The following is a 17,410-nucleotide window of genomic DNA, read 5'->3' on the forward strand; positions in this document are numbered from 1 at the left end:
TTCTAAATACTCTAAAATTGAGCTAATCATAAATGAAAGAGTGGACATAAGCCCACTCTTTTAAAAGATTATATAAAAGTCATATATAGTATATCACATTTGCTGTGTATATACAAATTCTACGCTTTCTGATGGGCAGAAAAACGACCCCATAAGCCATTCTATAAAAACATAAAATAGCTAAAATAACATAGTTAAGTCCATCCTAATTAATCAATGCGATCATTCAAGCCTTTTAATATAGCACCTAAATGCTCACGCAATAACACTGCTAAATCATCTAGATTTTTTGCATCTAAATGATGATCGATTTCTGGATAGCTTTTATAGCGAAGTTCCGCAAAGTATTCATCACGCAATTCATTATAATACAATAGTAAGCCTGTACATTCATCCATCTTGCGGTATTCGCCGATGATAAAAGACCCATTAATCATGCGAATCGCATGGGCTGGATCAATATCGCGTACAAAGCCTTCTAACTCATCAGGCATAACTTGTGAAAAGTCCCATTCAGGAATCCCTCGGCGACGATAAGTAAAAGTAAAATTATTAGCAGGTTCTATTAACATATTGGTTAACCCTTTTACACATCGTTCTTGTAGCCCACTCCAAAAAGACGCTAAATCGGCTCGCACAAAAGAAATGTCTACAAACGAAAATAGTGGCATTTCTATATGTACTGTATAGTCCTCTACCTCTTTATCATATAAGGCAGACCAACGCCACCCCAATTCATTTTGATAGTGGAAAATAGGTACCTTTAATACGTCTTCACCAGCACTAATACGATTAGCTAATATTATATAGTCACTTTCAGTAGATGTAACTAACGTAAAGCCGTCAACAGTTTGAGGTAACCAAGAATAGTCTAAGGCTTTACAAGTTTCAATAATTGTTTCCATATAACGCCTCATATCTTTCTTGATACTGTAAGACCGCCTTTACATAGCTACGGGTCTCAGGAAACGGAATCGTATCGACCATTCCATTCCAGTTATTTTCACGAAGCCACGATTCCACATGACCACGACCAGCATTGTAAGCAGCTAATGCTAACACCTGATCACCATTAAATTCCTTTAACAAGTGACCTAAATACCATGTACCTAACTCAATATTTATAGTAGGCTCTTTTAGTTGACGATCTGTATAGTTACCATGCCCCACTTGCTGTGCCACCCACCGTGCCGTATCAGGCATGAGTTGCATCAATCCAAGAGCCCCTGTTTCAGACTCCGCTGTGTTTTTATACTTGCTTTCTGCTAAGATAACACTAGCTACCAAAGATGGAGGTACCTGCTCTTTCTCAGCTGCGGCTATAACTTCCTCTTTATAGTTAAAGGGATACGCAATCTGACGCGCCAAATGGTCATCTAGATATGTAAAATAAAACCATCCTAGTACGAAACAAGATAATGCCGTTGCCGTTGCACGTTTCATATATCTCCCTTTCTATATAGAAACTATAAATAATTACCAAGATATAAAATATAATAAAATACTAGGTTAATATTATGCGAAGTTTTATGGGCTTATTATACCATTTAATAGTAATTTTTATATACCAATTTTGACACATAAAATGACTATCATTGAGGTTCTTATAAAACTGATTCGATACGCTCATTCCAAATGATATCTAATTGTTCCTTTAAATCCAGAGGTGTACCATTATTGTCAATGATTACATCCGCGTAAGACCGTTTATCCTCAAGACACATTTGACTATTAATACGAGCCAATGCCTCCTCCTCAGTCAATCCATTGCGGCTCATTAAGCGCTCAATTTGAGTCGACTCATTCACATATACGAGCCACACCTCGTCCATCATGGTATACCATTCTCCCTCGATGAGTAAAGGGATATCATATAGTAAAACTGGTGTATGTAGTGCCTCATAATGAGCTGTGAGCTCCATGATTCGATTTTGAATATGCTCTTTTAAACAACCATTCAGTTGTTGGCGTTTTTTTTCATTGTGAAAGATAATAGCCCCTAATACTTCTCGGTTTAATGTCCTATCACCGTGCAATACATCGGTTCCAAATGCAGCTACAATTGCTTCTAGCCCTTTTGTACCAGGCTCTACGACTTCACGAGCCACAATATCAGCATCGATATATGGTATACCTTTATCCTTAAAATATGTAAGAACTGTACTTTTGCCAGATGCAATGCCACCAGTTAAGCCAATTTTAAACATATATACCTTCTATTAATTATAAATATATATTACTTTACTAATGCCCAGTTTTCTGCATGATGTACGTCTACAATAAGAGGTACTTGTAGCTCTACAACAGATTGCATTGTACTACGTAATAATTCTTCTATAGCTTCTAATTCAGAGTTCACCACTTCAAGCACTAGTTCGTCATGTACTTGTAATAAAAGTCGAGACTTAAAGTTTTGTTCTTCTAATTTTTTCTCCACTTGGTTCATGGCTAACTTAATAATATCTGCGGCAGTACCTTGAATTGGCGTATTCATTGCGGTCCGTTCAGCAAAAGAACGACGGTTAAAGTTACGACTATTAATATCAGGTAACTCGCGTTGACGACCGAACATAGTGCGAACCTTCCCTGTTTCATGAGCCTCTTGAACCATTCGATCCATATACTCTTTAACCTTAGGATAACGACTAAAATAAAGTTCAATATAGTTTTTAGCTTCACCCCGTGTAATACCAAGATCACGAGATAAACCAAAGTCAGAAATACCGTAAATAATACCGAAGTTAATCGCTTTCGCATGAGAACGTTCTTCGCTAGTTACATCATCTTGAGCTTTACCAAGCACCTCTGCAGCAGTAAAACGGTGAATATCCTTGCCTTCTACAAAGGCTTTAATCAATGCTTCATCGCCAGATAAATGGGCTAAAATGCGCAACTCAATTTGGGAGTAATCGGCACTCACCAATGTATCATATCCAGCACCTGGGTAAAATAAAGCGCGAATTTCACGGCCTTTTTCGGTACGAACAGGAATATTTTGCAAGTTCGGATCAGATGAGCTAAGTCGACCTGTAGCCGTAACCATTTGATTGAAAGTCGTATGAATACGACGAGTCTTATCATTGATAAGAACTGCCAAACCTTCGCAATAGGTAGATACTAATTTAGCAACAGAACGGTATGCCAAGATTTTTTCAACAATCGGACTTTCGTGACGAAGCATATCCAGTACTTCCGCATCTGTAGAATAGCCGGTCTTAGTTTTCTTGATGATTGGCAAGTTCATCTTTTCAAACAAGATTACACCCAATTGTTTAGGTGAATTGATATTGAAATTTTCTCCAGCTAATTCATAAATCTCTTGTTGTACTTCGGCTAGTTCCTCTTTAAAACGAGTTGTTGTTTCCGCCAACTTCTCTGTATCGATATAGATACCATTCTTTTCCATCACTACTAAAGTATGAATCAAAGGCAACTCAATCGTTTCATATAAAGACCATAACTCTTCACGACGAGCAGATTCACAAGCTGCTTCGTTCATGGCGAGTAATGCTTTCACCATGGATACGCATTCTACATCTACACTACCGCTAGCAATGCTAGGTACGGAGAAGCGCTCAGTTAGATAAAGATATCCATAATTAGTACGTGTAGGATCTAATAAATACGCAATGAGAGACATATCGTGAACACGAGCAGTTTTATCAGCATTAAATAAAGAGATCTCAGCTGGCACATCTGCACCAAAGGCTTCGATAATCTCCTTGGTCTGAGTTGTAACGATGACTTTAGCACCTTGTAAAACAGCTAAAACAGCTTTAGTATCGTCTGTTTTTACAATAGTATCACCATTAGATAGATACGTATTCGTTACCGTTCTAAATGGTGTTTTTCCATCTAATATAACATGTACTGCTACCGTCTTATCTTTATAGAAGTCGGCTGTTAATACTTTAGCATCTGCTAAATCATCTAAGGAAATCTCCTCTTGTGGTGCAAATAATGAGCCTGGATCTCCAAAAGCTGCTTCATCGCCCCCCATTACTTGAACAATGCGAGGTGTTAATTTAGTGAAGCCTAAAGTTTCAAATAAAGGCTGTACTTCAGAGGTATGGAAGTTTTGTACAAAATCTTCTACTTTATAAGATAACTCCATATCTGTTTTTATTGTTGCCAACTCACGAGATAAAAAGGCTAACTCTTTATTCTCTACGAGGCGCTCTTTTAATTTCTTACCAGAAATATCTTCAATATGTTCGTATACAGATTCAAGATTGCCATATTCGGTAATTAATTTAAGCGCTGTTTTCTCACCTACGCCTGGTACACCTGGAATATTATCGGAAGAGTCACCCATAAGCGCCTTCATTTCGATAACCTTATCAGGACCATAACCATAAAGTTCCTCCATATTATCTAGAGTAACTTCTAACATGTCAGAAATACCTTTTTTAGTTAAGAACACATGGCTATGTTCTGTTACAAGCTGTAAATTATCGCGGTCACCTGTAATAATTTGAACAGCCATATCAGGGGCTCCAAACTTTTTACTTAAAGATCCAAGAATATCATCCCCTTCAAAGCCTTCTTCTTCGATGACACAAATGCCCAATGCTTTTAATACATCTTGAATTAAAGTAAATTGTGGACGCAAATCCTCAGGTGCATCTGGACGATTTCCTTTATATTCACTATACATTTCAGTACGGAATGTTTGACGACCTTTATCAAAAGCTACGGCAATATAGTCAGGATTAATTTCTTCATACAATTTAATGAGCATCGTTAAGAAGCCATATACTGCATTCGTTGGTGTTCCTAAAGCGGATTTCAACGGTGGTAATGCAAAAAATGCGCGAAATAACAAACTGCTGCCATCTATAATCATTAATTTTTTCATAAGACACCTCACTTAATTCTATTCTTCATTATAACATAAGGACCCTTTTAACTTTCATAAATAAAAATTAATATATTGTTACACTATAAAATGAATGATTAATTTAATTTTAAAAACCACATATATGCTTTCATAAATAAACAGTAGAATATGTTTTATAAATCATGTCATTAAGGAAAATATTGGGCTGAAAAGTCCTTGCGTATCAATATTTGGTATGATATAATCATTCAGGTATAAGAAACGATTTTTAAGGAGGTGACTCAATTGCCAAACATTAAATCCAGTATTAGAAGCGTAAAAACGGATGCTGAACGTCGTGCGAAAAATGCCGCTGTAAAATCTCAAATTCGTACAGCAGCTCGTAAAACCGTTGAAGCTGTTCAAGCAGGCGCAGTAGAAGAAGCAAAACAAGCACTTGTTCATGCTACTAGCGTAATTGATAAAGCAGCCTCCAAAGGTGTACTTCATAAAAACACTGCAGCTCGCAAAAAATCTAACCTTGCAGCTAAAGTAAACGCTTTATAATTTTAAAAGCAAGCAAGACAGTCTCTCGGGAATCCGTTGAGACTGTTTTTTTTATGGCCTTTTCTATTTAATCATAAAATATTTTTCGTTTGTTATACAGATATATTATTACGCCCTATGGGCAGATTAGAGGACTATTACTATGAGAACACTATTATTAATGCGTGGTGCTCCTGCTAGTGGTAAGTCTCAGTGGATTCGTGATAACAATCTTGAGGCTTACACCCTTGAAGCCGATCATTTCCGTATGCTTTTACGTAGCCCTTCCCTTGGTGAGAATGGCTGGTATATTTCACAAGAGGATAATGGTCCAGCATGGAAGCTCCTACTAGATTGTTTAGAAAAACGAATGATCAATGGCGACTTTGTCGTCTTAGATGCTACCCACACTACATCTAAAGCTGTTAATGCTTACAAAGAATTGCTTAACAAATATAAATATACTGTATATTACTATGAACCAGATACATCCTTAGAGGATTGCTTGGCCCGTAATGCGGCTCGCGCCGATTACAAACGCGTGCCAGAGCAAGTCATTCATTATATGTACAAAATGATTAAAACAAGTACATTACCAAAGTTTTGTAAAAAAATTAACTCTATTGATGAAATCAACAATTACTTCACGGTTAATCTAACAAATAGATATGATCGAGTGCGTGTTATCGGTGATATTCACGGTTGCTACACCGCATTACAACAAGCTATTACACCATGGGATGAAAAAACATTATACATCTTCTGCGGTGACTATTTAGAACGCGGTATTGAAAACAAAGAAATGATGTACGAAATGATGCGTCTCAGCACATTCCCTAATACAATTATGTTAGAAGGCAATCACGAGCGACATATTGCAAACTTTGCATTTCATACAAATTTAGATCGTTCTAAACGCTTTATGAAAGATGTGGTAGCACCTATCGTAAAGGATATGACGAAAAAAGAAGTGGAATCACTTCAACGAGAACTGCGACTCTTTTATAAATCACTTCGTCAATGTTATCCTTTTAGCTTTCATAGCAAAAAATATTTAGTTTCCCATGGTGGTATCTCCTATGTGCCTAATATGACCTTCATAGCTACCTCAACCTTTATTAATGGGTTTGGCGCTTACGAAACAAATATCGCTAATATCTACGATACTAATTACGAGCAAAACATGTGTCAGGACTTCATTCAAATTCACGGTCATCGTGGCGTTCCAGATGGAAAGTACTCCTTCTGTTTGGAAGGAGAAGTTGAGTTTGGTGGAGAACTAAAATACATTGATATCATAGCTAATACTTTCACAAAAAATGGAATTAAAAACGATGTATATGATAAAGATTATATGCGCCATGAATTCCAAAATATGACACAACATGTCATCTTCACACAAAATGAAGATATTAATATTATTGGCAATTCAAAATTAGTAAAAGTAAAACAATGTTTCCCTAACCTATATTCCTTGAACTTTACCTCTCGTGTATTTCATAAACGATTATGGAATGAAAGTACAGTACAAGCTCGTGGATTATTTGTGGATCGAATTACAGGAGATGTGAAATTACGTAGTTATAATAAATTCTTTAATCTTGGTGAGCGCCCAGAAACAGAGTTAGATAATCTAGCTAATATTCTCTCCTTCCCAGTTGAAATTAGAACTAAAGAAAATGGTTACCTTGCCATTCTTGGCGTTATCAACAAAGAATTAGTATTTGCCTCTAAATCTACAACAGAGGGTATACATGTGGATTTATTTAAAAACCTCTTCCATAGATTACCTGAAGGCTTACAAGTAGAAATCAAAGATTTATTAGCACGTAATAACTGCTCTATGATATTTGAGGTCATCAGCCAAGAGGATACTCATATCATTAAATACGACCAAGACCATCTCTATGTACTTGATATGATTCAAAATACTCTAGACGTAAATGGTAAGCATATAGATGTCCCATTCTCTAGAGAAAAATTAGCTGAACTTTATACGATTTTACAAAAATATGACACTGACTTGATTTCCATTGTTAAAACAGTTCAACAAGTTTCTACCATGGATGAGCTTCAAGCCATCATAAATGAGGAGCTAAATTCATTCCATAAATCTGAAGGCTTTGTATTAGTCGATAGCAATGGTTTTATGACTAAATTCAAAGGTCCTTATTATAATACGTGGAAGCACAGACGAAATCGCATTCTAGAACCGTATCAAAAATTTGGTAAAATTCCATATGAAAACTGTAAAAATGAAGATGACACTAAATTTGCAAACTTCCTTGGTTCATTAGATTATGATGTAGTATGTAAATCTACCATACTTGATATTAAAGATATGATGGAAAGTCAAGGCTTGTTATAGTTAAATAAACTCATCCTGTTTTAAGGATAAAAGCAAAAGGGACTATAACCAAATAGTCCCTTACTACTAAAAATAGCTATTAGTTGATTATATATAATCAACTAATAGCTATTTTTTCTGTATTTTTTTAAGGAAAAATGGCCCAAAGTACACATTCCATTGGTATATGATTTAGTAGGTATGAAAAAGAACAAAATAAATGAATTTAATTATAACAAATTATCCATACAATTTTTTGATAACAGTATTATAAGATTATATTCAATTATATATAAGAAATAGTTTCTATACAAAGCTACACTTTCAAAGAATTAAGAAATGAAGAACCAATCCCCCATTGTTTCAATCCAAAGTTTTGTAATACTGTTTCGCCTATATCCGCAAAACTATGTCTATCACCCAAAGCTACGGAATGACTCATACTTGGACTATAAGCTAGCAAAGGCACCATTTCTCTCGTATGATCTGTACCTTTCCAAGTCGGATCATTCCCATGATCTGCAGTGATGAGAAGTAAATCATCATCTTTAAGCAAGTCCAACAAACCGCCTAATTGGTAATCAAAGTCTTCAATAGCACGCTTATACCCTTCTACATTGCGCCGATGACCGTACAGACTATCAAATTCAACAAGGTTGACCATCATGAACCCCCGTGTAAAGCTTTGGCCCAACAGATAAGGAACTACGTTCATACCATGCGCGTTAGACTTTGTCGGATATGATGCATCCCAGCCAACATGAGCATAAATATCGCCGATTTTGCCCACTGCCACTGTTGGAATGTTTGCGTCTTGTAACTCTTGTTGCACCATTTTCTTTTCAGGCATACGACTGTAATCATGACGATTTGAGGTGCGTACAAAATGACCTGGTGTACCAACAAAAGGTCGAGCTATAATACGCCCCACATAATAATCACCGACACATACTTTATCGCGTGTAATTTGACACATGCGATACAAATCTTCTAAGGGAATGATATCCTCATGCGCTGCAATTTGAAAAACCGAATCCGCCGATGTATATACGATTGGCTTACCAGTTCTTATATGTTCTTCTCCGAGGCGTTCAATAATTTCCGTTCCAGAGGCTACCTCATTACCAAGAAATCCATAACCCGTTTCTTTTATGAAAGCATCCATCAGTTCCTTCGGAAATCCATCATAAAATGTCGGAAATGGCACCGTTACAGGATGCCCCATCATCTCCCAATGACCACTTGTCGTATCTTTGCCAGTACTCGTTTCAGCCATACGACCATAAGCGCCAATAACAGGCTCATCAAACGCTGATATATCAGCAATATTAGCTAAACCTAGAGATTTTAAATTTGGACAGCGAATAGGTCCTGCTACCGCTTCGATATGTCCTAATGTATTCGAACCTTCATCGCCAAATTTAATCGCATCGGCTGCATGCCCTACACCGACACTATCCATTACTAGTAGAATAATTCGATTATACATATGTACTCCTAAATCTATATGAGATTAGTTACTCATATAATGTAAAAATACTTTATAACATATTACAGTTAAAATCATCAATATGAATTAATAAAATACATATTATATTGAGAGATAATATTTCTAAAAATTACTTAAGATATGGCATAGCAAGCATGAGGGCCGCCAAAGATTTGCTATCCTTAATAGCCTCATTCTTGATAGCTTCCAATAGTTCTGTCAATGTGTAGTATTCTAGCTCCACATATTCATCAGGATCCCAATTGGTTTCCCCCATGGTAAGGTCCTTCGCAAGATATAAATGTAATACTTCATTGCAGAAACCAGGACTCGTAGCAATTGTACCTAACGAAATCCATTGAGCTGCACGATAGCCGGTTTCCTCAGCAAGCTCCCGTTTAGCACAAACAATCGGTTCTTCATTTGGATCTAATTTTCCTGCTGGTACCTCCAGTAGCGTCTGTTGCAAAGCATATCTAAATTGACGTTCCATAACAATCTTATTATCCTCTGTTACTGCCACAATCGCTGTAGCACCCGGATGATGCACAACCTCACGCCATGCATCCTTTCCGTTCACATCGGCTATATCATAGGTAACTTGAATCAACTTACCGTTAAATTTCATTTCACTGGATTTCTGAATTTCCTTACTAATTGCCATATATACCTCTAATCTTTTATTTTATGTAAAAACCCGAGCATCCTTATACGTTGTAAAATTTCCTCTAAGTACACTTTATTAGGAACAATAAAATCAATATTATCCCGCGTATGACGCTGAACTGTAATATTGTCATCCATAATAGCAAGAATCTTTTCTTTTGTTGTAGGCTCCACCATTTGCTTTATTACAAAGAGAAATCCATTATCTATATCTTGTTGTACTTTATTGTACATGTCGCCTATACCAATATAGGAGCTGCCTTCTTTTTCTACTATAGTAGAAATAAAATCTATAAAACGTTGAGGTATATACACCTTATTATCTTCGAAAGCAACTCTTTCATATGGTTCGGCATACATATCGAGATTATCTACAATAATCAAATATAGTAAACGAGAATAAACTCTGTCCATTTCGATAGTATAACCAGGCAACTTTCTATGTATATGATCAACTATATCCTGAACAGTAAATATATCCCCTCGATCCATAACCTCTTTAATAGCAATATGGATACTATCCGTCATATTAGAAGGAATACCAGTATTGACAACGCTGCAATAATATAATTTTGATAATACATCTATACTAACTCGTTCATTACGAACAATCTTTTTACTATGTTTATTTTTCGTTAACAGGGACATTCTAAACTGCGTATCATAAATGTAATCATAATATTGCTCTTTTGCAATATAATCATCATTTGCCAATTGAACTATATTATCGTGAATATCCTCCGGTAACCAACTTATGAAAGATCGTGAAAGAAATACATCCCCTATATAGGCACAACCTTGGTCATTGGCACGTTTTATAAATTCATGTACATATACAGGATCATTAAAAGGCTCTAAATATTCATGAGCCACATAATAATCGTTAGAGCTCAACACATTTTGGATGTTATCAATTTTATAACTCGCTTTTTGACTTATCCGATTATCTAATCCCATTGTATCCGCTACGAGCTTCAATATATTCTTCGTATATAAAGTCCGCTCCATCAACGGTAGCTCTAACTCTTTTTGCTCTGCATATTGCATGATTTCTCGATACTGCTCTAATCGTTTCCATCCAGGATACGTATTATACGATACATAAGCTACACCATTGTCGGATAAATTCTTATTACAGATAGATAGAATTTTATCTTTTACCACATCCGGAACCCAGGACCAAATACCATGTACAATAATATAGTCAAAGGTACCGAATGAATCATCAATATCTAGAATATCCTTCTCAAGCAAATGTATATTAGATAGTCCCATCGACGCAATCAGTTCATTTCCCATCTTAATCTGGGAAGACGATAAATCAATACCCGTAAAAGACGCTTCAGGATAGTATAAAGCTTGAGAAATAATGTTCCCGCCAAAAGAACATCCAAGCTCAAGGACACGCGCCTTTTTTAAAGATACAGGATTTAGTCCAAATAACAAAGCTCGCGCTGCTAATGTATTTAACGAGGTCGCCCCAAAAGGTTGAGAAATATATACTACATCTTCATAACTTTTTTTAAGAACCTTATTCTCATCCAAAACGTGCATGGTATTTTGTGTAGTCTCAATGTCATTCCCCATAACTGATGTACCTACATTCTTTTTTTGTTTTGACTCCTGTTTCATAAAGCCTCCCGAATTGTTCTACTAACTATAATAAATATTATATAGTATTATTGATAATAATTACAGCTGAGGAGAGAAATAAACACACAAAAACCGCCCAACAAAGTTGAGCGGTTTTTACTAGTTTATACAAAACCATATATTATTTACATAGTCCCAGTGCTTCCAATGCCACCAGTTCTTACACCAGTAGCATCATCATCATTTGTAATAAGGTATTTAGAGAATATACCTTGAGCAACGCGTTCGCCTTTTTCAAGGGTAACTGGTTCTTTGCCAAAATTATAGAGGGCGATCATAATATGACCTTCGTTGTCCTCATTGTTGTAGTAATCACTATCAATGATACCTGTGCTATTCACAAGTGCTAAATGGCGTTTAATAGCCATGCTAGATCGGATGTGAATGGCAAGGTATTCGTCGTACGCCATGAAAGCTTTAATACCTGTCGGAACGAGCACTACTTGGCCTGGTTCTAATGTAACAGCTTCAGCACATTCAATATCATAGCCTGCGCTTTCAGTTGTTTTACGTGTTGGTAAGTTGATATCTTGTTCTTCAAAAGCAGAAACTACTTCAAAGCCACGAATATCCATGTAACACCTCTTATTTTAAACAATCTTTACGGGACAAGTTTACACGGCCCTGTTTATCGATTTCGATAACTTTTACCATGATTTCATCCCCTACACTTACTACGTCTTCTACATTTTCAACGCGTTCTTTCGCAAGTTTGGAAATATGTACAAGACCTTCCTTACCTGGTAATACCTCTACAAATGCGCCAAAAGCCATTAGACGAGTTACTTTACCAAGGTATACTTCCCCTACTTCAACCTCTTTAGTAAGGTTTGTGATAATTTCTTGAGCTTTTGCAGCACCTTCTTGTTCTACAGAAGCGATAAATACTGTACCATCATCTTCGATGTCAATTTTAGCGCCTGTTTCTTCGATAATACTGCGAATTACTTTACCGCCAGAACCGATTACGTCACGAATCTTATCGGAATCAATTTTCATTGTAATAATACGTGGAGCGTATTGGGACATTTGTTGACGTGGTTCAGCAATTGTATCAAGCATGATGCCCATGATATGCATACGGCCTTTGTGAGCTTGTTCTAATGCTTCTTGAAGGATTTCTCGTGATAATCCGGAAATCTTGATATCCATTTGAATTGCTGTTACGCCTTTAGCTGTACCAGCAACTTTAAAGTCCATATCTCCAAGAGCATCTTCCATGCCTTGAATATCAGTTAAAATTGTATAGTGTTCCCCTTGAGTTACAAGCCCCATAGCGATACCAGCTACAGGCGCTTTAATAGGTACACCAGCATCCATCAAAGATAATGTAGAACCACATACGGAAGCCATGGAGCTAGAACCATTAGATTCCAATACTTCAGATACTAAACGCAAAGCATATGGGAAATCCTCTTCACTCGGAATCACAGGTACCAACGCGCGTTCAGCCAACGCACCATGACCAATTTCACGACGCCCAGGGCCACGGGAAGAACGAGTTTCCCCTACGGAGAAGGATGGAAAATTATAATGATGGATATAACGTTTTTCAGTTTCAACACCAAGACCATCGATAGTTTGTTTTTCGGATAAAGGTGCTACTGTTGTGACATTTAATACTTGAGTTTGTCCACGTGTAAACAAACCAGAGCCATGTGTACGAGGTAATACGCCTGTACGGCAAGAGATTGGACGAACTTCATCAAGTTGACGACCATCTGGACGGATTTTTTCAACAGTAATCATATGACGCACAATTTCTTTTGTCATTGCATCAAATGCTTTATTTACATCAGCCAAGTTATCTGGGTAGATTTCTTCAAAGTGAGCTAATACATCTGCACGTACTTCATTTTCTTGTGCATCACGTTGTTGTTTATCTGCACAACGAACTGCAGCATCAAGTTTATCATGACCATAGGCACGAACTGCATCACTAATTTCAGCAGGAACATCTTTACATTCAAATACGCGTTTTCCCTTACCTACTTTTGCAGTCATATCTTCTTGGAATGCTACGATTTTTTTGATTTCTTCGTGAGCTGCCATAATAACTTCAAGAATGATATCTTCCGGTACTTCTTCAGCACCACCTTCAACCATGAGGATAGCATCTTTAGTACCAGCTACAACGATATTAAGATCTGTTTCTTCTAACTGTGCTTTCGTTGGATTTACAACAAATTCACCATTGATACGTCCCATACGAACGCCTGCAATAGGACCATTCCAAGGAACATCAGAAATAGACAATGCCGCAGAAGCACCAATCATACCACAAATGGCTGGATCACAATCTTGGTCCACAGACATAACTGTTGCTACTACATGTACTTCGTTACGTACACCTTTATTAAATAATGGACGAATAGGACGGTCAATCAAACGGCTATTCAAAATCGCAGACTCAGGTGGGCGTGCTTCACGTTTAATGAACCCCCCTGGTAAACGACCAACCGCATACATTTTTTCTTCATAGTCTACTGTAAGTGGGAAGAAGTCAATATCCTTCGCCTCTTTAGAGCCTGTAGCAGTAACGAGTACACGAGTATCGCCATAACCAACCATTACGGCACCGCCAGCTTGTTTTGCAAGTTCCCCAGTCTCAATCGTAAAAGTACGACCAGCTAGGTCCATTTGGAATTGTTCCATTCCTATTCCTCCTAAAAATCTTCTTATATGTATACCTTCTAATTATATATCAATTAAAGCTAAATAGCCAATTCAAAATAAAAAAGCCGTCCTTTAGGACGGCTAATTTTATTATTTACGAAGACCAAGGCGTTCGATAAGAGAACGATAACGTTCGATATCTTTACGACGAAGGTAGTCAAGCATGTTACGGCGTTGACCAACCAATTTCAACAAACCACGACGGGAATGATGGTCTTTTTTGTGCTCTTTCAAGTGCTCAGTTAAGTATTGAATGCGACTTGTTAAAATCGCAACTTGTACTTCTGGAGAACCAGTGTCACCTTCATGAGTAGCGTATTCTTTAATTACTGCTAATTTAGCTTCTGTAGTTAACATTAATGTTACCTCCTAAAAAAATTATAATCCCGATAAGCTTAAGTAACCGTTGGAGAATCGAATACTTCGCTTACGATATGTCTTACGACCTAATTTAGTATACAGTATCTGCCCTATCTTGTAAAGCAAAAATACAGTAATTGAACAAAAGATAGATTAGAACTTTCTTCTATTATTTAGCACCTAGCACCATGCGGTCGCTCAGTGCATTTTCACCAGCTACCTCGAACTTTTGAAGTAAGTCCGCAACAGTTAATTGTTTCTTTTCTTCCCCTTTTACATCATAGATGATTCGACCAGCGTCCATCATGATGAGGCGATTACCAAATCGCAATGCATCACGCATATTATGGGTAATCATAAGAGTTGTTAGATTATGTTCTGCAACGAGTTTATCTGTTAGTTGCAATACATTTTCTGCAGTTTTAGGGTCAAGTGCCGCCGTATGCTCATCTAGCAATAAGAGTTCTGGACGAAGCATGGTAGCCATTAACAATGTAATAGATTGACGTTGACCACCAGATAGTAGGCCCATACGAGCAGATAAACGATCTTCAAGGCCTAAGCCTAATAATGCAAGACGTTCCTTGAAAAATGCTTGTTCACTATCTTTGAAAGCCCATTTAAGACCTAAGCTTTTACCACGGCGCATAGCAAGAATCAAGTTTTCCTCGATTTGCATATTACCAGCAGTACCAACCATAGGGTCTTGGAATACACGACCAATGTATTTAGCACGTTTGTATTCTGGCATTTTTGTCACATCAATCTCATTAATTGTAATGGATCCTTCATCTACTGGAAATACACCAGCAATGGAGTTTAACAAAGTACTTTTACCAGCACCATTACCACCAATGACAGTACAAAAATCACCCTCTTCTAGACGAAGATTAATGCCTTGTAATGCAGTCTTTTCATTAATTGTGCCCTTAAAGAAGGTTTTTACCATATTTTTTACTTCTAACATAGTGTCCTCCTTAACGAGCCAACCATTTTGCTTTCAATGTAGGTAAGGAAAGCGCGATGGCAACAAGAATTGCAGTGAATAATTTCAAATCGTTTGGTGGCATACCCATGTAGAGAACTGCAGCAATAACGATACGATATACAATAGAACCAAGTACTACGGCGATGAGACTACGTACGAAGGATTTCGTACCAAACACTACTTCACCGATGATTACAGAAGCCAAACCAATAACGATGGTACCAATCCCCATACCTACATCAGCAAAGCCTTGGAATTGACCGATAAGAGCCCCAGACATACCAACAAAACCATTGGAAATCAAAAGACCAAGAACGATCATATTATCAGTATTTACGCCTTGAGCGCGAATCATTTGAGGGTTAACACCTGTAGCACGTAAGGCTGTACCAATTTCGGTACCGAAAAACCAAAATAAGAGCAAACATACAACTATAGCTACTATAATACCTACGATGGCTGCAGACCACATATTCGGCGTATGGAAAAATCCACCAAGAATCGTATAAATTGTATCCATACGAAGCAAAGATACATTAGCTTTGCCCATGATGTGAAGGTTTACAGAGTACAATGCAATCATTGTCAAAATACCAGCCAATAATGCAGGAATTTTTAATTTTGTATGAATCCAACCTGTTACAGCACCGGCTATCATACCACCCACACCGGCAAGTAGAATGGAAAGGATTGGATTCATACCACTTGTAATTAAAATAGCAGAAATGGCTGCCCCCATTGGGAACGTACCTTCCACGGTTAAATCAGCCACATCTAATACGCGGAAGGTTATGAATACACCGACCGCTAACAAAGACCATAGAAGGCCTGTGGTTATGGTGCCTACCACTAAATCTAACATCAAATTCTCCTCTATTGTTTCATATCTTTACGAAGAACTTCAGGAATCGTAATACCTAATTTTTTAGCACGTTCTTCGTTAACAGTTAACTTAATCTCTTTTTGTGTCTCAATAGCTAAGTCTGCAATTTTTGCTTCTCCTGCAAGAACTTTAGCAGCCATTAAACCTGTTTGATAACCCAATTGATAGTAATCAACAGAATAAGTTGCTACACCACCAGTCATTGTCATACCTTCATCGGCAGCAAATACTGGAATTTTAGCAGCATCTGTAATTTGTGCTAAGTTAGCCATTGCAGATGCCAATACATTATCTGTTGGCGTATAGATAGCTTGTACATCTTGGTTCACAAGATTGGTAGCCGCTTGTTGAATATCATTTACATTGGAAACAGTTGCCTCTACAACAGTAATACCTTTTGTAGCTGCATACGCTTTCATTTTTTCAACTTGCAATTGGGAGTTGATTTCAGAGGATGTATAAATGGCACCAATACGCTTTACATTCGGTACTAATGCTATGATAAGATCAACCTCTTTTTCAACAGGTGTCATATCAGATGTACCAGATACATTACCACCAGGGTGTTCGTTAGATTGAACGAGTTTAGCTGTCACGTAATCTGTAATAGCTGTACCCATGATTGGCATGTCATGAGAAGCATTTGCCATCGTCTGAGCCGCAGGCGTTGCAATAGCTAATACTAAATCTTTTTTATCAGATACGAAACGTTGTGCAATGCTATTTAGATTGGATTGATCGGCCTGTGCATTTTGTTGGTCAATTTTAATGTTTTGACCATCCTTATATCCTTTAGCTGCTAAACCATCTACGAAGCCTTTATTAGCAGCATCAAGAGATGGATGTTCTACTAATTGAATAACACCAATTTTCTTTTGGTCATTAGTTGCGGTATTGGAACCACAACCTGCTACCATTGCCATAACAGCGATGGCACTAAGTGCCACTGCAATACTTTTTTTCCAGTTCATGTATAACTCCTT

At 37.2% G+C, this 17,410-nt stretch carries 15 protein-coding genes; 2 read left to right on the forward strand and 13 right to left on the reverse strand.

What is annotated here, in order from left to right; translation table 11 throughout:
* Window positions 1–209: 209 nt before the first annotated feature.
* From DWV85_RS03085 to polA, 4 genes are all read right to left on the reverse strand, one after another.
* Window positions 210–905 carry a hypothetical protein gene (locus DWV85_RS03085; protein WP_123137985.1) on the reverse strand — a complete coding sequence of 232 codons (696 nt, stop codon included), beginning with the start codon at window positions 903–905 and terminating at the stop codon, window positions 210–212.
* The gene (locus tag DWV85_RS03090; RefSeq protein WP_123137986.1) at window positions 889–1,443 is read right to left on the reverse strand and encodes a lytic transglycosylase domain-containing protein; all 555 of its coding nucleotides are present in this window, start codon (window positions 1,441–1,443) and stop codon (window positions 889–891) included. Before DWV85_RS03090 ends, DWV85_RS03085 begins: the two co-directional genes overlap by 17 nt.
* Window positions 1,444–1,604: 161 nt before the next feature.
* On the reverse strand, window positions 1,605–2,207 hold the full coding sequence (coaE, locus tag DWV85_RS03095) for a dephospho-CoA kinase (RefSeq protein WP_123137987.1): 603 nt from the start codon (window positions 2,205–2,207) through the stop codon (window positions 1,605–1,607).
* Between the two features lie 29 nt (window positions 2,208–2,236).
* The gene (gene polA / locus DWV85_RS03100; protein WP_123137988.1) at window positions 2,237–4,858 is read right to left on the reverse strand and encodes a DNA polymerase I; all 2,622 of its coding nucleotides are present in this window, start codon (window positions 4,856–4,858) and stop codon (window positions 2,237–2,239) included.
* A 267-nt stretch (window positions 4,859–5,125) separates the two neighbouring features.
* Between polA and rpsT the strand changes: the two genes are divergently transcribed.
* Together rpsT and DWV85_RS03110 are read left to right on the forward strand one after the other, a co-directional pair.
* A complete protein-coding gene (rpsT, locus tag DWV85_RS03105) occupies window positions 5,126–5,386 on the forward strand; it encodes a 30S ribosomal protein S20 (RefSeq protein WP_004692998.1) in 261 nt (86 codons plus the stop codon).
* Window positions 5,387–5,528: 142 nt separating this feature from the next.
* Window positions 5,529–7,733: an RNA ligase gene (locus DWV85_RS03110; protein ID WP_123137989.1), complete on the forward strand. Its 2,205-nt coding sequence runs from the start codon at window positions 5,529–5,531 to the stop codon at window positions 7,731–7,733.
* A gap of 295 nt (window positions 7,734–8,028) precedes the next feature.
* Here the strand turns inward: DWV85_RS03110 and DWV85_RS03115 are convergent, their stop codons facing one another.
* The 9 genes from DWV85_RS03115 to DWV85_RS03155 form a co-directional block, all read right to left on the reverse strand.
* Window positions 8,029–9,201 (reverse strand): phosphopentomutase, encoded by a 1,173-nt coding sequence (locus tag DWV85_RS03115; protein ID WP_004697085.1) that lies wholly within the window; start codon window positions 9,199–9,201, stop codon window positions 8,029–8,031.
* Between the two features lie 130 nt (window positions 9,202–9,331).
* Complete coding sequence (locus DWV85_RS03120) at window positions 9,332–9,865, reverse strand: NUDIX hydrolase (protein WP_004692995.1); 534 nt, start codon at window positions 9,863–9,865, stop codon at window positions 9,332–9,334.
* Window positions 9,866–9,873: 8 nt separating this feature from the next.
* Window positions 9,874–11,499 (reverse strand): class I SAM-dependent methyltransferase, encoded by a 1,626-nt coding sequence (locus DWV85_RS03125; protein ID WP_123137990.1) that lies wholly within the window; start codon window positions 11,497–11,499, stop codon window positions 9,874–9,876.
* 146 nt (window positions 11,500–11,645) lie between these two features.
* Window positions 11,646–12,095 carry a dUTP diphosphatase gene (gene dut / locus DWV85_RS03130; protein WP_004692993.1) on the reverse strand — a complete coding sequence of 150 codons (450 nt, stop codon included), beginning with the start codon at window positions 12,093–12,095 and terminating at the stop codon, window positions 11,646–11,648.
* Window positions 12,096–12,105: 10 nt separating this feature from the next.
* Window positions 12,106–14,175, reverse strand: coding sequence for a polyribonucleotide nucleotidyltransferase (locus tag DWV85_RS03135; RefSeq protein WP_123137991.1), 2,070 nt, complete (start codon window positions 14,173–14,175; stop codon window positions 12,106–12,108).
* Window positions 14,176–14,286: 111 nt separating this feature from the next.
* Window positions 14,287–14,553 carry a 30S ribosomal protein S15 gene (gene rpsO, locus DWV85_RS03140; RefSeq protein ID WP_004692991.1) on the reverse strand — a complete coding sequence of 89 codons (267 nt, stop codon included), beginning with the start codon at window positions 14,551–14,553 and terminating at the stop codon, window positions 14,287–14,289.
* Between the two features lie 172 nt (window positions 14,554–14,725).
* Window positions 14,726–15,523: an ABC transporter ATP-binding protein gene (locus tag DWV85_RS03145; RefSeq protein ID WP_004697427.1), complete on the reverse strand. Its 798-nt coding sequence runs from the start codon at window positions 15,521–15,523 to the stop codon at window positions 14,726–14,728.
* 10 nt (window positions 15,524–15,533) lie between these two features.
* Window positions 15,534–16,406 (reverse strand): ABC transporter permease, encoded by an 873-nt coding sequence (locus DWV85_RS03150; protein WP_123137992.1) that lies wholly within the window; start codon window positions 16,404–16,406, stop codon window positions 15,534–15,536.
* An 11-nt stretch (window positions 16,407–16,417) separates the two neighbouring features.
* The gene (locus tag DWV85_RS03155) at window positions 16,418–17,398 is read right to left on the reverse strand and encodes an ABC transporter substrate-binding protein (RefSeq protein ID WP_123137993.1); all 981 of its coding nucleotides are present in this window, start codon (window positions 17,396–17,398) and stop codon (window positions 16,418–16,420) included.
* Window positions 17,399–17,410 lie beyond the last annotated feature (12 nt).

The organism is Veillonella sp. AF13-2 (genome assembly GCF_003603295.1).
Classification (GTDB): Bacteria; Bacillota; Negativicutes; order Veillonellales; family Veillonellaceae; genus Veillonella; species Veillonella parvula_E.